Origin of the sequence: Mesorhizobium sp. ZC-5, from assembly GCF_025753855.1 — a bacterium.
Taxonomy (GTDB): Bacteria; Pseudomonadota; Alphaproteobacteria; order Rhizobiales; family Rhizobiaceae; genus Neomesorhizobium.
Map to the genome: position 1 here is coordinate 585,909 of NZ_JAOWPT010000002.1, position 19,416 is coordinate 605,324.

Annotated in this window: 21 protein-coding genes; 13 read left to right on the plus strand and 8 right to left on the minus strand. The window is 63.1% G+C overall.

The features are described 5' to 3' along the window. The first annotated feature begins 1 nt into the window (after position 1). From OHD58_RS06075 to OHD58_RS06085, 3 genes are read left to right on the plus strand one after another with little or no spacing between them, the layout of a single operon-like run. Complete coding sequence (locus OHD58_RS06075) at positions 2–1,168, plus strand: carbohydrate ABC transporter permease (protein ID WP_263802167.1); 1,167 nt, start codon at positions 2–4, stop codon at positions 1,166–1,168. Positions 1,169–1,172: 4 nt separating this feature from the next. Continuing rightward, complete coding sequence (locus OHD58_RS06080; protein ID WP_263802168.1) at positions 1,173–2,840, plus strand: alpha-glucosidase family protein; 1,668 nt, start codon at positions 1,173–1,175, stop codon at positions 2,838–2,840. A 30-nt stretch (positions 2,841–2,870) separates the two neighbouring features. Beyond that, positions 2,871–3,983, plus strand: a complete 1,113-nt coding sequence (locus tag OHD58_RS06085) for an ABC transporter ATP-binding protein (RefSeq protein WP_263802169.1) — start codon at positions 2,871–2,873, stop codon at positions 3,981–3,983. Positions 3,984–4,104: 121 nt separating this feature from the next. Here OHD58_RS06085 and OHD58_RS06090 read toward each other — a convergent pair whose 3' ends face one another. The 6 genes from OHD58_RS06090 to OHD58_RS06115 all read right to left on the minus strand — a co-directional run bounded on the left by OHD58_RS06090 (position 4,105) and on the right by OHD58_RS06115 (position 9,708). Next, positions 4,105–5,325, minus strand: a complete 1,221-nt coding sequence (locus tag OHD58_RS06090; RefSeq protein ID WP_263802170.1) for an NAD(P)/FAD-dependent oxidoreductase — start codon at positions 5,323–5,325, stop codon at positions 4,105–4,107. A 175-nt stretch (positions 5,326–5,500) separates the two neighbouring features. Beyond that, complete coding sequence (locus OHD58_RS06095) at positions 5,501–6,070, minus strand: MarR family transcriptional regulator (protein WP_263802171.1); 570 nt, start codon at positions 6,068–6,070, stop codon at positions 5,501–5,503. A gap of 104 nt (positions 6,071–6,174) precedes the next feature. Further along, positions 6,175–7,056: a metal ABC transporter permease gene (locus OHD58_RS06100; protein ID WP_263802172.1), complete on the minus strand. Its 882-nt coding sequence runs from the start codon at positions 7,054–7,056 to the stop codon at positions 6,175–6,177. Beyond that, entirely contained in the window at positions 7,053–7,913 is an 861-nt protein-coding gene (locus tag OHD58_RS06105; protein ID WP_263802173.1) for a metal ABC transporter permease, read from the minus strand. Before OHD58_RS06105 ends, OHD58_RS06100 begins: the two co-directional genes overlap by 4 nt. Further along, positions 7,910–8,818: a manganese/iron ABC transporter ATP-binding protein gene (locus tag OHD58_RS06110; protein WP_318528235.1), complete on the minus strand. Its 909-nt coding sequence runs from the start codon at positions 8,816–8,818 to the stop codon at positions 7,910–7,912. Before OHD58_RS06110 ends, OHD58_RS06105 begins: the two co-directional genes overlap by 4 nt. Beyond that, positions 8,815–9,708 carry a metal ABC transporter substrate-binding protein gene (locus OHD58_RS06115; RefSeq protein ID WP_263802174.1) on the minus strand — a complete coding sequence of 298 codons (894 nt, stop codon included), beginning with the start codon at positions 9,706–9,708 and terminating at the stop codon, positions 8,815–8,817. The genes OHD58_RS06110 and OHD58_RS06115 overlap by 4 nt, the downstream gene beginning before the upstream one ends. 166 nt (positions 9,709–9,874) lie before the next feature. On the opposite strand from OHD58_RS06115, the gene OHD58_RS06120 reads away from it, so the two are divergent. Then, the gene (locus OHD58_RS06120) at positions 9,875–10,306 is read left to right on the plus strand and encodes a Fur family transcriptional regulator (protein WP_263802175.1); all 432 of its coding nucleotides are present in this window, start codon (positions 9,875–9,877) and stop codon (positions 10,304–10,306) included. Positions 10,307–10,317: 11 nt separating this feature from the next. Here the strand turns inward: OHD58_RS06120 and OHD58_RS06125 are convergent, their stop codons facing one another. Next, positions 10,318–10,842 (minus strand): winged helix-turn-helix transcriptional regulator, encoded by a 525-nt coding sequence (locus OHD58_RS06125; protein WP_263802176.1) that lies wholly within the window; start codon positions 10,840–10,842, stop codon positions 10,318–10,320. A gap of 117 nt (positions 10,843–10,959) precedes the next feature. Between OHD58_RS06125 and OHD58_RS06130 the strand changes: the two genes are divergently transcribed. From OHD58_RS06130 to ybaL, 9 genes are all read left to right on the plus strand, one after another. Further along, a complete protein-coding gene (locus OHD58_RS06130; RefSeq protein ID WP_263802177.1) occupies positions 10,960–11,805 on the plus strand; it encodes an alpha/beta fold hydrolase in 846 nt (281 codons plus the stop codon). A 76-nt stretch (positions 11,806–11,881) separates the two neighbouring features. Further along, positions 11,882–12,544 carry a glutathione S-transferase family protein gene (locus OHD58_RS06135; RefSeq protein ID WP_263802178.1) on the plus strand — a complete coding sequence of 221 codons (663 nt, stop codon included), beginning with the start codon at positions 11,882–11,884 and terminating at the stop codon, positions 12,542–12,544. A gap of 4 nt (positions 12,545–12,548) precedes the next feature. Beyond that, entirely contained in the window at positions 12,549–12,893 is a 345-nt protein-coding gene (locus OHD58_RS06140) for an ArsR/SmtB family transcription factor (protein ID WP_263802179.1), read from the plus strand. Between the two features lie 16 nt (positions 12,894–12,909). Next, on the plus strand, positions 12,910–13,386 hold the full coding sequence (locus tag OHD58_RS06145) for an SRPBCC family protein (RefSeq protein ID WP_263802180.1): 477 nt from the start codon (positions 12,910–12,912) through the stop codon (positions 13,384–13,386). Positions 13,387–13,438: 52 nt separating this feature from the next. Beyond that, positions 13,439–13,981 carry a dihydrofolate reductase family protein gene (locus OHD58_RS06150; protein ID WP_263802181.1) on the plus strand — a complete coding sequence of 181 codons (543 nt, stop codon included), beginning with the start codon at positions 13,439–13,441 and terminating at the stop codon, positions 13,979–13,981. A gap of 31 nt (positions 13,982–14,012) precedes the next feature. Continuing rightward, entirely contained in the window at positions 14,013–14,609 is a 597-nt protein-coding gene (locus tag OHD58_RS06155; RefSeq protein ID WP_263802182.1) for a dihydrofolate reductase family protein, read from the plus strand. A 12-nt stretch (positions 14,610–14,621) separates the two neighbouring features. Continuing rightward, on the plus strand, positions 14,622–15,086 hold the full coding sequence (locus OHD58_RS06160; RefSeq protein WP_263802183.1) for an SRPBCC family protein: 465 nt from the start codon (positions 14,622–14,624) through the stop codon (positions 15,084–15,086). A 61-nt stretch (positions 15,087–15,147) separates the two neighbouring features. After that, a complete protein-coding gene (locus tag OHD58_RS06165) occupies positions 15,148–15,774 on the plus strand; it encodes a glutathione S-transferase family protein (protein WP_263802184.1) in 627 nt (208 codons plus the stop codon). A 956-nt stretch (positions 15,775–16,730) separates the two neighbouring features. After that, complete coding sequence (gene ybaL, locus OHD58_RS06170; protein ID WP_263802185.1) at positions 16,731–18,635, plus strand: YbaL family putative K(+) efflux transporter; 1,905 nt, start codon at positions 16,731–16,733, stop codon at positions 18,633–18,635. 20 nt (positions 18,636–18,655) lie between these two features. Here ybaL and OHD58_RS06175 read toward each other — a convergent pair whose 3' ends face one another. Continuing rightward, the gene (locus OHD58_RS06175) at positions 18,656–19,408 is read right to left on the minus strand and encodes an SDR family NAD(P)-dependent oxidoreductase (protein WP_263802186.1); all 753 of its coding nucleotides are present in this window, start codon (positions 19,406–19,408) and stop codon (positions 18,656–18,658) included. Positions 19,409–19,416 lie beyond the last annotated feature (8 nt).

The window sequence follows — 19,416 nt, forward strand, 5'->3', positions numbered from 1 at the left end:
GATGGCCCAGGCAAGCGGTAGCTCGGCCGGCAAATCCTCCTTCGGACGCTGGGGCGTTCACCTCGCGGTGCTGTTCTTCGTGGTGATCTGGACGATCCCGACGCTCGGTATCCTGGTTTCATCCTTGCGCGACAAGGACCAGATCATCGCCTCGGGATGGTGGAACTCGTTCTTCAGCTCCTCGCAGACGCAGGCCGGGCGCCTTGCGCCGGCCTCCGCGCAGCAGGAGAAGGACGGTAAGTTTGTCATCGAGGGCAACATTTTCGAAACGCCCGGTGCCAGCCAAATCAGCGCCTTCGGCACCCGCGCGCAGCAGCCCACCGCCTATGAGGCCGGCAGCGTCGCCGACCTGGGCGATGGCGAGACGCTGCAGGTCAACGCGGACGGCACCTATGTCCACACGTCGGCCAAGGCGTTCGAAGGCGAACGCGGCCAGCGTGTCTATTACGCGTCGACCGTGCCGCCGCGCTTTACCACCGAGAATTACCAGACAGTGCTCTTCTCGGAGGGCATCGGCCGCTCGTTTCTGAACTCGCTGACGGTCACCATTCCCGCGACGGTCATCCCGATCATGATTGCCGCCTTCGCGGCCTACGCGCTGGCCTGGATGCGGTTTCCGGGCCGCGCTCTGCTGATCGCGGTGATCATCGGCCTCCTGGTGGTGCCGCTGCAGATGGCGCTGATCCCGCTGCTTGAAATCTACAACGGCGTCGGCAATCTGTTCGGCGTGCCATCGAAAACATATCTCGGCATCTGGCTGGCGCACACCGGGTTTGGTCTGCCTTTCGCGATCTATCTTCTCAGGAGTTACATGGCCGGCCTGCCGCGTGAGCTGATGGAATCGGCGCGCATCGACGGCGCCAGCGACTTCGAAATATTCATGAAGATCGTGCTGCCGCTATCCTTCCCGGTGTTGGCTTCCTTCGCCATCTTCCAGTTCCTCTGGGTGTGGAACGACCTTCTGGTGGCGATGGTGTTCCTCGGTTCGGGCAACGACCAGCTGGTGCTGACCGGTCGCCTCAACGCGCTGCTCGGTTCGCGCGGCGGCGATTGGGAAATCCTGACCACATCGGCCTTCGTCACCATCATCGTGCCGCTGATCGTCTTCTTCTCGCTGCAGCGCTACTTCGTCCGTGGCCTGCTCGCGGGCTCGGTCAAGGGAGGCTGACGCCATGCAGGCGGCATCCCGCAAGGCCGAGGCGCCGCTGCCGGCGCCCGATCCGGACTGGTGGCGCGGCGCGGTGATCTACCAGATCTATCCGCGCAGCTACCAGGATTCGAACGGCGACGGCATCGGCGACCTGAAAGGCATCATCGGGCGGCTGTCCTACATCGCCGATCTCGGCGCGGATGCCATCTGGATATCGCCTTTCTTCAAGTCGCCGATGAAGGACTTCGGCTACGACGTTTCGGACTATTGCGACGTCGATCCGATGTTCGGAACGCTGGCCGACTTCGACGCGCTGATCGCCGAGGCGCATCGGCTCGGCCTGAAGGTGATGATCGACGAGGTGCTGTCGCACACCGCCGACAATCATCCGTGGTTCCAGGAAAGCCGCTCCAGCCGCAACAATCCGAAGGCCGACTGGTATGTCTGGGCCGATGCCAGGCCGGACGGCACGCCGCCCAACAACTGGCTGTCGATCTTCGGCGGCTCTGCCTGGCAATGGGACACCCGCCGCCAGCAATATTACCTGCACAACTTCCTGGCCGAACAACCTGATCTCAATTTCCACAATGCCGCCGTACAGGACGCGCTGCTGGACGTCACGCGCTTCTGGCTGGAGCGCGGCGTCGACGGTTTTCGCCTCGACACCATCAACTTCTATTTCCACAGCCAGGGGCTGGAGAACAATCCGGCGCTGCCCATCGAGCAGCGCAACGACCAGACGGCGCCCGCCGTCAATCCCTACAACTACCAGGACCATGTCTACGACAAGAGCCGGCCGGAAAACCTCGGCTTCCTGGAGCGGTTCCGTGCCTTGCTAGATGAATATCCAGCCGTCGCGGCGGTCGGCGAGGTGGGCGATTCGCAACGCGGGCTGGAGGTCGTCGCGGCCTATACCGCTGGCGAGAACCGCGTTCACATGTGTTATGCCTTCGACTTTCTGGCGCCGGAAAAGATCAGCGCGGCCAAGGTGCGAAACGTGCTCGAGGATTTCGACAAGGCGGCCAGCGACGGTTGGTCCTGCTGGGCTTTCTCCAACCACGACGTGATGCGCCATGCGTCCCGGTGGGGCGCCGGCGAGCCTGACCGGCTTGCCTATCTCAAGGTGATCTCGGCACTGCTGATGTCGCTGCGCGGCTCGGTCTGCATCTACCAGGGCGAAGAGTTGGGGCTCGGCGAAGCCGACCTTGCCTTCGAGGATCTGCAGGACCCTTACGGCATCCGCTTCTGGCCCGAATTCAAGGGCCGCGATGGCTGCCGCACGCCGATGGTGTGGGATGCCGATGCCAGGAACGGCGGCTTCTCCACGGCCAAGCCTTGGCTGCCGGTGCCGCGCGCGCATCTCGCCCAGGCCGTCAGCAGGCAACAGGACGACCAGAATTCGCTGCTCGAGCATTACCGTCGGTTCCTGGCGTTCCGCCGCTCCCATCCGGCCTTCGCCAAGGGTGACATCACGTTTCTCGCGGGCGAGGGCGATGTCGTCGCCTTCACCCGCCGTGAGGGTAACGAACAGATCGTCTGCGCCTTCAATCTCGGCAGCCGGCCGGCTGCGGTCGACCTCGGCGAAGGCCGGGCCGCGCAACCGCTCGCCGGGCACGGCTTCGCGGACGCGGCCGAGGGCAATACGATCAGGCTTGAAAGTTATGGTGCCTGGTTCGGGCGTTTCGCCTGATCCGGCTGGAGCAATTGTAGGGAGGAAGCAATGGCCGATCTTACGCTCAGGAATGTCAAGAAGGCTTACGGCAGTCTGAACATTCTCCACGGCATCGATCTCGACATCGAATCGGGCGAGTTCATCGTCTTCGTCGGTCCGTCGGGCTGCGGCAAGTCGACCTTGCTTCGCTCGATCGCCGGGCTCGAGGAGATCACGTCGGGCGACCTCAGCATCGACGGCGAACGGGTCAACGACGTGCCGCCGTCGAAACGCGGCATCGCCATGGTGTTCCAGTCCTACGCGCTCTATCCGCACATGACCGTCTACGACAACATGGCGTTTTCGATGAAAATCGCCAAGGAAAACAAGGCCGAGATCGACAAGCGGGTAAAACAGGCGGCGGAAATCCTGCAGCTCACCAAATATCTCGACCGCCTGCCCAAGGCGATGTCGGGCGGCCAGCGCCAGCGTGTCGCCATCGGCCGTGCCATCGTCCGCAACCCGAAGGTCTTCCTCTTCGACGAGCCGCTGTCCAATCTCGACGCGGCACTGCGCGTCGCCACCCGCATCGAGATCGCCAAGCTCAAGGAATCGATGCCGAACACGACGATGATCTATGTCACGCACGACCAGGTGGAAGCGATGACGCTCGCCGATCGAATCGTCGTTTTGAAGGAAGGCCGCATCGAGCAGGTCGGTTCGCCGATGGAACTCTACAAGCGGCCGGGCAACCTGTTCGTCGCCCAGTTCATCGGTTCGCCGGCCATGAACATCCTGCCCGGCAAGGTCGACAAGGCGGGCAGCAACACCGCCATCACCCATATCGGCGGCAAGGCAAGCGTGCCCATCGCCACGCCGGCAAGCGCGCAAGGAACGGAGATCAGCTTCGGCGTGCGCCCTGAGGATCTTTATGTCGCCAAGGGCAAGGACAGCCTGTTCGAGGGCAAGGTCGACTACATCGAACAGCTCGGCGAGGTGCAGCTCGTCTATGTCGATATCGGCCGCGGCATCGAATTGCCGCTGATCGCCAAGCTGCCCGGCAACGTACCGATCGAACGCGGCGCGACGATGAAGCTCGACGCCAGCGCCGAAGACCTGCACATTTTCGACGCGAACGGTTCTTCTTTCCTCCAGCATAAGCCGGAGGCGAAAGCTGCCTAATGCATGTCGCCCGAAAGTGTCCTCGGTTTCGGGATAACGACATGCATCAAATCAAGGAATCTAAAGCGCGGCCGCCGAATCCTATTCGGCGCGACGTGCTTTAACGGCAGGCGCCGGAGCGTTACATCAATTCCTTCAGGTTCGCGGCCACATCGGCCGCGACCGCCTTCGGTACGGAAATGCGTGCCGCAAGGAGCCGCCGCGCCATCATGTGGTCGGCGGCGCTGTTGATGCTTTCGACGGCGATCAGCCGGTCCCCGCGATAGAGGAACATCGAGAACTTTCCGCCGTCCGGGTCGCCGCGCAGGACAGTGCCGTCATGGCCGTTCGACAGTCCGGCGATCTGCAGGCGCGCGCTGCCCTGGTTCGACCAGAACCACGGGAAGCCGTCATACGGCCTGTCCTCGCCGGTCAGCCGCGCCGCGATGCAGCGCGCCTGGTCGACCGCGTTCTGCACCGATTCCAGCCGCGTCATGCCGCCCGTGTGGATGTTGGGGTAGGCGGCGCAATCGCCCATCGCCGAAATAGCGGCATCGCTGGTGACAAGCCGGTCGTCGACCACGATGCCGTTGTCGACGGCCAATCCCGCCTCGGCGGCGAGTTCGGCATTGGGAACGATGCCGGCGGCGATCAGGACGGCGTCGGTGTGGAGATGCCGGCCGTTCGACAGCCGGACCTCGGTGGCGGAGCCGCTGCGGTGCACGCCCTGCACGAGGGTTTCGAAATGGAGCCCCGTTCCCAACTGCTCGTGGAAGGAACGGAACCAGGCCGACATCGGGCTGGACAGCACGCGGCCCATCAGCACCGGCGTCGCCTCGATCACATCGACGGCGATGTCGCGGGCGCGCAGAAGCCCGGCGACCTCCAGCCCGATGAAGCCGCCGCCGACGACGGTGACATGGCGGAGCGAAGCGAGGCGATCGTTCAGCCGTTGTGCGTCCTGCAGCGTTCGCAGTTCGAGGATCGACCGATGATCGAGACCCGGTATCGGCGGAATGCGGTTGCGCGCGCCGGTGGCGAGCGCCAGATGATCGTAGGAAAGCCGCGTACCGTCTTCGAGTTCGACCTCGCGCTTCTGCCTGTCGATGCGCGTAGCGCGCATTCCGAGCTGGAGCGTGATCTGGTGAGCAGGGAAGAAGGTTTCGCCCTTGAGTGGCAGCCCCGTGTCGCTGGCGCTTTTCAGGAACTCCTTGGAAAGCGGCGGGCGCTGGTATGGCAAAGCCGACTCGTCGCCGACGATGGTGACCGGACCGTCGAAGCCGCGCTGCCGAAGCGAGGCGGCGAGCTCGACGCCGGCATGCCCGCTTCCGACGATCAAGACGTTCCCTGGATTACTGGCCAATTATCAGGCTCCGTATGGCTGCGGCGATCCGGGACGGTGGCATGCGGCTGACCGGTTCGGATTGTCGCTCGGCGACAGACCGATGTCGCGGCTGTTCGATGTGAGCGGGGAGCCGGCCGGGGCAAACTGCCGGAAGCTGCATTCGGCGGTTGCCGCGCGGGAAGCCGGGGCAGGATCAGTCCGGACGTTTCGGCGGCCGGCCTCGCTGCTTTGGGGGTGTGATGGCGATGATGTCGGCACTCGGAAGCTGCTTCTCGCTGAATGAAACGTCGAGATAAGCCAGCTTGGTTTCAAGTTCCAGCAAAAGGCTCTGCAGGAGCTTGAGTTTCTCGGCGCTCATCGTCTTCTTGATCGCCACGTAGACCGCTTCGCAATCCGGCAGCACGATGTCCACCAGCCGGTGCCCGCGGTCGGTCAGCCGCACCAGCATGCGCCGCATGTCGTGCGGATCGGCTCGCCGCTTCATGTAGCCGCGTTCTTCCAGTTCGCGCACGATGCGCGACAGCGACGGCATCAGCAGCGCGGTAACACGCGAAAGCTCGGTCAGCTCGATGTCGCTGAGTTCGGCGACCGTGCGCAGGACACGGAACTGCGGTTCGGTCAGGTCATAGCGGCGCAAGAGGTTGCGGAACGGCAACATCACGCTTTCGCGTGCCCTCACCAGGGCAAGCGGAAGCACATTGACGATGCTTTTCCTTCCCTTCCTTACCGGTTCGCCCGGCTCGAGCTTGTCTGGGTCTCCCATCCCGTTTGCCCCGTTGAAATCGTGGCATCTGTCTTATGGGGCCAGCATCCCATGGCGATCCCGTCAATTCAATAGTTGTCGTAAGCAAGAGCGCCGGACCCGGCTCACCGGCCGGCGGCCGGATCGCTTTCCTGGATCGGCCTATCCTGTTCGCGCTCTGCCAGGGCGATGCGCCGGCGCGAAATGAAGAAGGCACAGACGAAGGCGAAGCTCATCAGAAGCACGATCGTCGGTGCGGGCGCGCTGTCGATGAAGAAGCTCGCATAGACGCCGAGGAAGGCCGCGGCGACCGCGACCATTACAGCCACCACCAGCATTCGGTCGAACCGGCTGGTCAGCAGAAACGCGATTGCGCCGGGAGCGATCAGCATCGATATCGCAAGAATGATACCGACCGCCTTCAACGCACCGACGATAGTCAGCGACAGGATCGACAGCAGGCCGTAATGCAGCAGCCGCACCGGCAGGCCGATGGCTTGCGCGTGTTGCGGATCGAAGGCGTGCAGCAGCAAGTCCCGCCGCCAGAAACCGATGACGGCGACGACGATTGCCGCAATGACGCCGGTTTCTATCGTGTCGCGCCAGCTGACGCCGAGCATGTCGCCGAACAGGATATGGTCGAGGTGAATTTCGGTCTGGATCTTGGTGTAGAGCACGATCCCGAGGCCGAACATGCCGGAGAAAACGACGCCCATGACCGTGTCTTCCTTGACCCGGCTGTTCTCCTTCAGGAAGCCGGTCGCGATCGCACAGGTCATGCCGGCCGCGAACGCTCCGACCGCGAGCGGCAGGCCGGCGATGTAGGCGAGCACGACGCCGGGAAGCACCGCGTGGGAAATCGCGTCGCCCATCAACGACCAGCCCTTCAAGACCAGGAAGCAGGACAAAAGGGCCATGGGGGCTGCGACAAGCACCGAGATCAGCAGCGCCTGCTGCATGAAGGGAAACGCAAAGGGCTGCAGCAGGATGGACAGGAGGTCGGTCATTGTCCCGTCTCCAGCGCAAGCCGGGCGCGCCGCCGGGCGGCGAGCATTCCGTGTTTTGGAGCGAGCACGAAGGCGATCAGGAACATCAGCGTTTGCAGGACGACGATGATGCCGCCGGTCGCACCGTCGAGAAAATAGCTGGCATAGGCGCCGGCAAAACTCGTGACCGTGCCGATCGCCACGCTGATGGCGATCAGGCGGGGAAAGCGGTCGGTCAGGAGATAGGCCGTGGCGCCCGGGGTGACTACCATGGCGATGACGAGGAAAGCCCCGACGGTCTGCAGCGCCGCCACCGTGGACGCGCTGAGAAGCGTGAAGAACAGCACCTTGAGCCGGTCGGGATTGATGCCGATCGAGCGGGCATGGTTCTCGTCGAAGAATGCCACCATCAGATCCCGCCATTTGATCAGCAGGATCGCCAGCGAGACGCCGCCGATGATCACCAGTTGCAGCGTGTCCTCGGGGGTCACCGCGAGGATGTTGCCCAACACGATTGTCTGAACGTTCACCGACGCGGGCGACAGCGAGATCATGAACAGGCCAAGACCGAAAAAGGAAGTGAAGATCAGCCCGATGATAGCGTCTTCCTTGAGCTTGGTGCGCTGGTTCAGGAAAAGCATGGCGCCGGCGGCCAATCCTCCGGAGAGGAAGGCGCCGAAAGCGAAAGGCAGGCCAAGCATGTACGCTCCTGCAACGCCCGGCACGATGGAATGCGAAAGCGCGTCGCCGATGAGCGACCAGCCCTTCAGCATGAGATAGGACGAAAGGAAGGCGCAAACGGCGCCGACCAGGGCGCTGACACACATGGCGTTGACCATGTAGCTATAGCTGAACGGTTCGGCGAGCAGCGCGGTCATTTGCCGGCATCGCCGCCGTTGGACGCGCCATTGCCGGCGGTCTTGTCGCCGTAGATGACGAGCGGCCGCTCGTCATCGGTCAGCACGGTGAGCCGGCGACTGTCGGCATCTTCGTGGAGATCGTGGCCACTGAGAACGAAATGGCGCAGCACGCCGCCGAAGGCCTTTTCCAGATTGGCCTGTGTGAAGACGTCGGCGGTGGGACCTGAGGCGAGGACGGTTTTGTTGATCAGGATGGCACGGTCGCAGAACCGCGGCACGCTGCCCAGGTTGTGTGTGGAGACCAGCATTATCCGCCCTTCGTCGCGCAGCGACTTCAGAAGCGCGATGATCGCCTCTTCGGTGCGCACGTCGACCCCCGTGAATGGTTCGTCGAGCAGGATGATCCGCCCTTCCTGGGCAAGCGCCCGGGCGAGGAAGACGCGTTTCTTCTGGCCACCCGACAACTCGCCGATCTGGCGCTTGCGATAGTCGCTCATGCCGACGCGTTCCAGCGCCGCATCGACCTTGGCGCGATCTTCGCTGCGCGCAATGCGCAGCATGTTCATGTGACCGTAGCGGCCCATCATGACGACGTCCTCGACCAGGACCGGAAAGTTCCAGTCGACGTCCTCGCTCTGCGGCACGTAGGCGACGGCATTCTGCTTGAGGGACTGCGCCGCCGGTTTGCCGAGCAGTGAAACCTTGCCGGCGGCCAGCGGCACGAAACCCATGATCGCCTTGAACAGGGTCGACTTGCCGCTGCCGTTGACGCCGACCAGGGCGGTGATGGTGCCCTGGGGAATGGAAAAGCTGGCATCCCGGAGCGCGGTGTGGCCGTTGCGGTAGGTGACCGTGATGCCCTCGACCGCGATTCCGTCAGACGCGGAAGACGACGCATTTCTGGTCATGACGGGCGCGTTCATTCGGCAAGCCCCTTGGCGATCGTCTCGGCCGTGACCTTGATGAGGTCGAGGTAGGTTGGCACCGGACCATTTTCGTCGCTGAGTGAATCGACATAAAGCACACCGCCATATTTGACGCCGGTCTCGCGAGCGACCTGTTTGGCTGGATCGGCGGAAACGGTGCTTTCGCTGAACACGACGGGAATTTTGTTGGCGCGCACTGCGTCGATCACTTTCCTTACCTGCTGGGGTGTTCCTTGCTGATCGGCATTGATCGGCCAAAGATAGAGTTCTTTGAGGCCGAAGTCGCGGGCAAGGTAGCTGAAGGCGCCTTCGCTGGTGACCAGCCAGCGACGTTCCTCGGGAATGGTGTCGAGCGCCGCTCGAACCGGCGCCACGACCGCCTTTATCTTTTCCGAATAGGCGGCGGCGTTTCTATTGTAGGTGTCGGCGTTCGCGGGATCGTGCTCGGCGAAGGCCTTGCGAATGTTTTCCACATAGATCAGCGCGGCCTCCGGCGACATCCAGGCGTGCGGGTTCGGCTTGCCTGTGTAGGGGCCTTCCGCGATTCCCATCGGTTCGATGCCCTCGGAAACGATGACGCTCGGCACCTCGGACAGATTGCGGAAGAATTTCTCGAACCAGAGTTCGAGATTGAGCCCGTTCCAGAGGATGAGATCGGCATCCTGCGCCCGCAGGATGTCACCCGGCGTTGGCTGGTAATTGTGGATCTCCGCGTTTGGCTTGGTGATCGATTCCACCGTGGCGGCATCGCCGGCAACGTTCTTCGCCAGGTCGGCGATCACGGTGAACGTCGTGACCGCCTTGAACTTCTTGTCGTTTTGCGCGGCTGCCTGCTGCGCAAATCCGAACACAAGAATTGAGGCGAGCAAGGCTCGAAGAAACGTCATGTCGATTTCCTGCCGGGGACAAGGGGAACACCGGCAAGCGCCGGCACCGTTACGATATAGCGTCGGCTCGGTCAGCTGTCAATGCAATTGCAAATCGTTTGCAATAATGGCGCAGCAGAAGCGCTTATCTTTTGCAACTCATTGTCATCTGTCGCATAGTCGGCCCATGACAAGGACAGCGATTCAGAAGCCGGACTATGAGGCGGAGCTACGCAAGGCCGGGGTGCGCATAACGCGGCCTCGCCGCATCATCGTCGGCATTCTCACCGATACGGAGGATCATCCCGATGCGCTGGAGATTTTCCGCCGCGCGGTCGCCATCGACAGCAGCATCTCGCTGTCGACCGTCTACAGGACGATGAAGCTGCTCGAAGGCCTGGGCGCCATCCATCGCCATGCATTCGAGGGCGGTCCTTCCCGCTTCGAACAGGCCGGCGGCGATCACCACGACCATCTGATCGACATCGAAACCGGCGATGTTATCGAGTTCAAGTCGGACCGGATCGAACAGCTTCAGAACGAAATCGCCCGCTCGTTGGGCTACGACATCGTGCACCACCGGCTGGAGCTTTACGGCCGCAAGTGCAAGGTTAAATAGGCGGTTCGAGCCTATTCCGCCGTGGCATCCGCCGCCTGGCGCGCGACCACTGCTTCATAAGCCGCCTGCAGCGTCTGGCGAACCGTCTTGCCGCCCGTCCTCGACCGGTCCGGCGCCGGCGCGCCGAGATGTTCCTCGCGCAGTTCGGCCATGAACTGGTTCCACATTTCCTGCCCGCCTTCCTCCAGCAGCTTCGCGCGGATGCTGAGGTCTTCGCTCACCGGCAGCCAGCGGCGGCCCCAGGCGCCGAGATGCGCGAAAATCGGCACCAGTTCGATGCTCATCTCGGTGAGGCTGTAGATCGCCTTCTGCTTGTGGGACGGGTCGTCCGCCTTGGTGAGGATGCCCTTGTCGACAAGCATCTTCAGCCGGTCGGCGAGGATGTTCGAGGAGATGCCCTCCTGCGAGCGCATCAGCTCGCGAAAATGCCGCCTTCCGCCGAACGTCATGTCGCGCAGGATCAGCAGACTCCATTTGTCGCCGAACACTTCGAGAGAGAGATTGATCGGGCATCCCGACCGAAACTCCTCGTTCATTTTCATGTCTCCAAAAAAACCGGTTGCATTTCCGAACCGGTTCTGATTATAGTGCAACCAGTTGCAAAATGCAATTGGTTATCGAGGCCCCGCGAGAAGGCGAGAATGGAGATCGACATGAGCACCAGGATCATCAGTGCCGATGGCGTCCAGATTGCCACCCAATCCTTCGGCGATCCCGCCGATCCGCCGATTCTGCTGATCATGGGCGCGATGGCTTCGATGCTGTGGTGGCCTGAGGAGCTCTGCCGCAAGCTCGCCACGGGCGGCCATCATGTCATCCGCTACGACAATCGCGACACCGGCCTGTCGACCAAATATGCCTTGGGAGAACCGCCCTACAGCTTCGACGACATGGCAGAAGATGCCCTGCGCGTGCTGGACGGTCACGGCATCGCTGCCGCCCACGTCGTCGCCATGTCGCTCGGCGGCATGATCGGCCAGATCGTTGCGCTGGCGCATCCTGAGCGGGTTCTGTCGTTCACCGCGATCAGCACATCGCCGATAGGCACGGACACCGCGCACCTGCCACAGGCGACCAAGGCCTACATGGACCATGCCGAAGCGGGCGGCTCGGTCGACTGGAGCGATCGCGGCCAGGCAACCGGCTTCGTCGTCAAGGACGCCGGCATGCTTGCAGGCAGCGCGCATCCTTTCGACGAAGCAGCCGCGCGGACCTTCATCGAGAGCGATTACGACCGCTCGGGCGGCTATCTCAGCGCCACCAACCACTTCATGCTGAAGGGCGGCGATGCCAGGCAGGGACGACTGCACGAGATGCAAGCCCCGCTGCTGGTCATCCACGGCACCGATGATCCGATCTTCCCGGTCGAGCATGGCGCCGCACTCGCGGAAACCGTGCCTGGCGGCAAGCTGGTCCGGATCGAGGGCGGTGGCCACGAACTGCACCGCGACGACTGGGACCGGATCGCCGCCGCCATTCTCAATCACACCAAAAGTTAAGTGACAACTTAACCATTGACACTCGACTGCCGCGACAATAGTTAAGCATCCGCTTTACAATTACGGACCTGCAAAAATGTCACTGACCCTCTACTACCACCCGCTCGCCTCCTTCTGCTGGAAGACGCTGATCGCGCTTTACGAGAACGAGACGCCGTTCGCGCCGGTGATCGTCGATCTCGGCAATGCGGAATCGAAGGCGGCGTTCCTGAAGGTCTGGCCGGTCGGCAAGTTTCCGGTGCTGCGCGATACCGCGCGGGATCGGACCATCCCGGAATCGACGATCATCAACGAATATCTGGCGCAGCATTATCCAGGGAAAGTCGAACTGCTTCCCGCCGACCGCGATACTGCCCTTCAGGTTCGCCTCGGCGACCGTTTCTACGATCACTATGTCCAGGAGCCGATGCAGAAGATCGTCGGCGACAGGCTGCGGCCTTCCGGCAAGACCGATCCTTACGGCGTCGAACTTGCCCGCGCTGAAATTCTTTCGTCCTACGACATCATCGGGGCCGAGATGGCGGACCGCCAGTGGGCCACCGGCGATGCCTATACGCTGGCCGACTGCGCCGCGTCGCCGGCCCTCTTCTACGCCAACAAGGTGCAGCCGTTCGGCGACGGGCACAAAAATGTCGCCGCCTATCTCGACCGGCTGATGCAGCGGCCTTCCTTCATCAGGGTGATCGAGGAAGCCGGCCCGTACTTCAAGCTCTTCCCGATCAAGCCGGAGGAGAATTGACGCCATGCTCCACGATCCGGCCCAGCTCGACCTGATGTTCCAGGCCCTCGCCGATCCGGCCCGGCGCACGATGGTGGAAAGACTGTCGCGCGGATCGGCCTCGGTCAGCGAGCTTGCCGAGCCGCTCGACATGTCGCTTTCCGCGGTCATGCAGCACCTGCACCTGCTCGAGGCGAGCGGCCTCGTCCGCTCCGAAAAGGTCGGGCGCGTCCGCACTTGCCGCATCGAGCCCAAGGGCCTCGGCATCGCCGAAAGCTGGATTTCCGATCGCCGTTCCACCTGGGAGCGGCGGCTCGACCGCCTCGGCGAATTCCTCGCCGAACAATCAAAGACCAACCCCAAGAAGTAGAACCAGGAGCAGGACAATGACCGAACGTTCCGTTACCCACGCCACCTTCCGCATCGAGCGCACCTACGAAGCGGCGACGCCCGAGCAGGTATTCTTCGCCTTCGCCGACAAGGCCTCCAAGCGCCGCTGGTTCGTCGAAGGCGAAGGCTGGCAGATCGACAGCTTCGAGATGGATTTCCGTGTCGGCGGCATCGAGCGCAGCTCGTTTCGTTTCCAGGGCGGCCCGCAGGTCAGCAACGAGACGGTCTACCATGACATCGTCGAGAACCAGCGCCTCGTTTGTGCCTACTCGATGACGGTCGGCGAAGACCGCATCTCGGTGTCGCTCGGCACCATCGAGATCAGCGCGACCGAAGGCGGCACGAAGCTCGTCTATACCGAACAGGGCGCTTATCTCGACGGCCACGACAACGTCGCGCAGCGCGAAGCCGGCTGCCGCGAGCTGTACGAGGCGCTTGCCGTCGAACTGCAGCGCAATCGCAACGCCGCCTGATCGAGACACTGCTGCCTGAACTCGAATCCCTATGCACGCAGGAAACAATTCAATGCGCAAAGTCATCATGTGGAACATGGTCACCGTCGATGGTTTCTTCGAAGGCCCGGACCGCGACATCAGCTGGTTCATGTTCGACGACGATCTCGAAAAATACATCATCGAGACACAGGACGAGGCAGACACGCTGATCTTCGGTCGCGTCACCTACGAGATGATGGCCAGCTACTGGCCGGCCGCCGAAGGCCGGATCGCCGATTTCATGAACAAGGCGCATAAGGTGGTGTTCTCGCGGACGCTGGAGCGTGCCGATTGGAACAACACCACGCTGCTGAAGGACAATGTTCCGGCGGAAATCGCCAAGCTGAAGGCAGCAACGGGCGGAGACATCTTCCTGTTCGGCAGCGCCGATCTCGCGGCGACCCTCGTCGAGCACGATCTGATCGACGAGTACCGCATCGGCTTCAATCCCCTGCTGCTCGGTACCGGCACGCCGCTGTTCAAGGGCGGTGCCGGCAGGCTCGGCCTGAAGCTTCTCGAAACGCGGCCGCTGAAATCCGGTCTCGTCATCATCCACTACGGCAGGCAGCACTAGAGCCGCGCAGCTTCACCAAGGGAGATTAGACATGAGCAAGCTCATTCTGGCGTTCTCGATATCGCTCGACGGCTTCGTCGCCGGGCCCGGCGTCAGCGTCGACGAACCGATGGGCAAGGGCGGCGAAGCTCTGCACGAGTGGATATTCCAGTCGGACAGCGCCGTCGACAAGGACATGGCGGCCGAGCTTGCTCCACGCCTCGGCGCGGTGCTGGTCGGCAGGCGGACCTTCGATGTCGGCCTCGGACCATGGGGAGACACGCCCTTTCCGGTACCGACCTTCGTGCTCACCCACGAAAAGCGCGCGCCGCTTGCCATGAAAAGCGGCACCTTCACCTTCGTCACCGACGGCATCGAAAGCGCGCTCGACCAGGCCCGCGCCGCCGCCGGCGGCAAGGACATCGTGGTCATGGGCGCCGAGACCGCCCGTCAATATCTCGCTGCCGGCCTCGTCGACGAGATCGTCCTGCAACTGGTGCCGATCCTGCTCGGCGGCGGCCCCCGCCTATTCGACGGCCATGGCGGCATCGACCTCGAAACGACCCGGGCAGTCGTCTCGCCGTCCGTCACCCACCTGCGCCTTTCGGTTCCGAAGAACCGCGCAAATGCCGCCGCAGCCGGAAAATAGGAAGAAACCGCCATGACCATTGCCGCCCCGCCCGTCAATCACGACACCATCGTTCTGGAGCGCCTTTACGCGGCCTCTCCGGCGCGCGTCTTCGAGGCGTTCGAGAACCCCGAGGCGCGGACGCGCTGGGGCGCACCGTCCAGCAATACCGGCCTCGTCTATGACGAAACGGATTTTCGCGTCGGCGGGACGGACATCAGCCGCTGCGGCCCGAAGAAGAACCTCATCTACCGCGTCGAGACCCGTTACTGGGACATCGTGCCGAACACGCGCATCGTCACCTCCGAAGTCGTCTCGGAAGGCGCCAACCGGCTGTCCTTCTCGTTGATCACGATCGGGATCGAAGCCGCCGAGGGCGGCACGAAGCTTACCCTGACGGACCAGATCGCCGCATTCGGCGGAAAGAGCATGATCGATGGCAGCAGGGCCGGCTTCAACGCCGCGCTCGACAATCTGCATGCGGAATTCGCGCGGTAGCGGCCTTGAATGGCCGGAAAGATCAGTGCTGTTAGGCTGCTAAAACAGAAGGAACCGTATGATGAAAAAACTGACCGGCATGACCCTTCACCAGGGCGAGGGCCCGAACTCCTACCGGGTCCGCATCTTCCTGGCCGAGAAGGGGCTGGAGGTGCCGATGACGTATGTCGATTTCGGCAAGGCCGAACACAAGGCGCCGGAATTACTGAAGCTGAATTCGCTCGGCCAGATTCCGGTACTGGTGCTGGAGGACGGCACCGTGATCACCGAGAGCGTCGCCATCTGTCGCTACTTCGAGGCGCTTCATCCGGAACCGGCGCTGTTCGGCGCCGACGCGCTTTCGATCGCCCGCATCGAAATGTGGAACCGCCGGCTCGAACTGGAAGTCTTCGGCACCATCGGCAACGTGGCCCTGCACTCGAGCGACTTCTTCAAGGACCGCCTGGTGCAGTTTCCGGCCTTCGCGGAAACGCAGAAGCAGGCCGTTCCGCATAAATGGGCGTGGCTCGATCGCGAGATGAGCGACGGCCGTCCCTTCATCGCCGGCGACAATTTTTCCTTCGCCGACATCAACGGCATGGTCTGCTCCTGGCTCGGCGAAGTCTTCGGTATGGGAATCCCGGACGGGCTTCCAAATGTCAGGCGCTGGGACGAGCGTATGCGAAGCCGCCCAAGCTGGAAGGCGTGATCGGGATCGTGGTTGATAAAGCGGTACGTCGACGGCCCAACGTTCAGCCGAAATAGCGCCTACCCGGTCCCCTCCCTCTTGTGGGGAGGGGTTCGGGGCGGGGGTATGAGCCGAGCGCAGTTGCCAATCTGCATACGCGATTGGCCTCCTCTCGAGGGGAAGCCGGTGACCAAAGGCCGGCCGCTTCGGTAATCACCCATGGAGAAAGCTGCCCGCAAGGGTGTGGACAGATTTACCCCGTTTTCTACGAATTTCCCCTTCCACCAAAGATTCTTCGCAGCAATTTCAATGACTTGTACGATTGTTGCAAAAATCGTCTGTCCACACCCTTCGCCGCCTCCCGCATAATGACCGTGTTGTTCTCTGTGGGGGTCTGGGTGGCCACCGGGTTGACCAGGGAGAACAGCGGCGTCGGGACTGGCCTCGCTCCGGGTGCGAGGCTGGGGGCGGTAATGCCTCCAAGGTCTCGGCCCTCGACGTACGGTGAGCCTACGGCCTTCGGGCACAGGGCGAGCCGGGCGGGGCAGCAACGCCGGCGGTGCGCGTCTTTCGGGCATCGTTACTGAAAACAGCGCTGTCGGTCCGTCCGGCAGGCGCGCACCGCCTCCCCCACACTTTTACACGGGAGGCGCCACAGCCTCCCAATGGCCAGGGCGGATTTCCGCAGCGTGGCAACGGAGACGCTCGTGCCAGGGACAGTTTACTTTCCGCGAAAGGTGGTGCGCTGGAGGTTTCGCGCAAGCGGAAAAGTAAACTGTCCCTAAGGAGCATGCCGGAGCATTTCGCAAGGGCGATATGTGGTCGCGCGAGGCCTTCCTTCTCGCCGTGGAGCGGCATCGCACAATATGGAAAATTCCCGTTGCGGCTTGCGCTGGCGCAACGCATCCACAATATTGGAAATGCAGCGATTTCCGCCGCTCCCCATCCCGAAATTTTTGAAAGGCGCCCCATAACTCATGCCGCATGAAACGCCCCTTATCGCTACAATCGTCGCCGGTCTGGGGCTGGCATTCGTTTTCGGCGCACTCGCCAACCGTTTCCGCATCCCACCCCTTGTCGGCTACCTGCTGGCCGGCGTGCTGGTCGGACCGCATACGCCGGGTTTTGTCGCCGACCAGGAACTGGCCCTCGAACTCGCTGAAATCGGCGTCATCCTGCTGATGTTCGGCGTCGGCCTGCACTTTTCGCTGAAAGACCTGTTGTCGGTGCGCGCCATCGCCATTCCCGGCGCGATCGTGCAGATCGGTTTCGCGACGGCGCTGGGCGCTGCTCTCGCCTGGCTGCTCGGCTGGTCGGTCGGCGCCGGCCTCGTCTTCGGCCTGGCGTTGTCGGTTGCCAGCACCGTGGTGCTGCTGCGCGCGCTGCAGGAGCGCCGCATGATCGAGACCGAACGTGGCCGCATCGCCGTCGGCTGGCTGATCGTCGAAGATCTCGCCATGGTTCTGGCGCTCGTCCTGCTGCCGGCTCTGGCCGGCGTATTGGGCGGCAATGCCGGGCAACAGCCTGCCGCGACCAGCAACCTGCTTTCGCTGCAATTCGACTATGGCCTCTGGGGTGTTCTGGGCATCACGCTCGCCAAGGTCGCGGCCTTCGTCATCGTCATGCTGGTGGTCGGGCGCCGCGTCATCCCTTGGATCCTGCACTACGTCGCGCATACCGGGTCGCGCGAGCTCTTCCGTCTGTCCGTGCTGGCGATCGCGCTCGGCGTTGCCTTCGGCGCGGCGCACCTCTTCGGCGTGTCGCTGGCGCTCGGCGCCTTTTTTGCCGGCATGATCATGAGCGAATCCGAACTCAGCCATCGCGCGGCCGAAGAATCGCTGCCGCTGCGCGACGCGTTTTCGGTGCTGTTCTTCGTCTCGGTCGGCATGCTGTTCAATCCGTTGAGCCTGCTCGACAACACCTGGCCAATCCTCGCCACGCTGTTCATCATCGTCATCGGCAAGTCGCTCGCCGCCTTCCTGATCGTCGTCGCCTTCCGCTATCCGATCGGCACCGCGCTGATCATTTCGGCGAGTCTCGCGCAGATCGGCGAGTTTTCCTTCATCCTTGCCGAACTGGGTGTCAGCCTGGATCTTTTGCCGGAACAGGGGCGTGATCTCATCCTGGCCGGCGCCATCCTGTCCATCGTGCTGAACCCGCTGGCCTTCGTGGTGGTCGACCGGCTGAAGCCGTGGCTGGAGAAACAGCAGGCCAAGACGGCGCTGGACGTGGAAGCCGATACGCAACCCGCCTCGCCGGAAGCCGCCGTGCCTGTGGAGGCGGACGGGCCACCGCCGCCGACCGCGCTCGACGACCACACGATCCTGATCGGCTACGGACGCGTCGGCAGCCTGATCGGCAAATCGCTCAAGGAGGCCGGATTGCCGTTCCTGGTGATCGAGGACGCCGACAAGACAATCGCCAGGCTGCGCGCCGACGAGATCGAGATCGTCACCGGCAACGCCGCCAGGTCCGAAGTGTTCGAGGCGGCCAATCCGGCGGGCGCCCGCCGTCTGATCCTCGCCATTCCCAACGCCTTCGAGGCCGGCCAGATCGTCATGCGGGCGCGAGCCGCCAATCCGTCGATCAACATCATCGCGCGCGCCCATTCCGACGCCGAGGTGGACCATCTGACCGGGCTCGGCGCCGACATCGTCATCATGGGCGAGCGCGAGATCGCCCGCGGCATCGTCGAACAGGTCCTGAAGGATTCCACCGCCGACAAGCCCAAGCCGCCGATGGCCGGGCCGCTCACATCCGATCAGCCGCTGACCGAGCTTGGCGCCGAGGCGCCGAAGCCCGACGCCCCGGACGAGCCGCCACCGGATCCGGAATTCGAACCATCCTCGGAGCCCGAGCCGAAACAACCTCCAGCTGCTTGAAGCGCGCCGGATGGCGGGTTCTAGACGTGCTGGCCGCCGTTGATGTGTATCTCCGAGCCGGTGACGTAGGAGGCCTGCTGCGAGCACAGGAAAAAGATGATGTCGGCGACTTCCGAGGTCGAACCGAGCCGCCGCAGCGGGATCGTCTCGACGATCTTCTCGGTGCCGGGCGACAGGATCGCGGTGTCGATCTCGCCCGGTGCGATCGCGTTGACCCGGATTCCATGCGGGCCGAAATCGCCCGCCATCTCGCGGGTCAGCGAACCGAGTGCCGCCTTGGAGGTCGCATAGGCGGTGCCGGCAAAGGGATGCACGCGGGTGCCGGCAATCGAGGTCACGTTGACGATCGAGCCCTTCGCCGCCGCCAGTTCCTTGAACAGTCCGCGCGCCAGCATGATCGGCGCGAAGAAATTGACCTGGAAGACATCGCGCCAGACATGCATCGGCGTGTCGATGGAATTCATGCGGCTGTTGCCGTCCTTGAGCTTCGGCGAGATGCCCGCATTGTTGACCAGCGCATGCAGCTGGCCGCCATGCGCTTCGAGGCGGTGGCGGATTTCGGAGACGGCGATGCCGACGTCTTCCTGGTCCGACAGATCCACCTTGATGTGGTCCTCCGGCCCCGCCGGCCATGGGCAATCTTCCGCGAATGCCTGTCTGGAGCAGGTGATGACCCGCCAGCCCTCGCGCGAGAAGCGCTTGACGGTGGCGTGGCCGATGCCCCGGCTGGCGCCGGTCAGAACGATGGTCTTTCTTGTATCGGCTTCAGCCATGGTGCTTC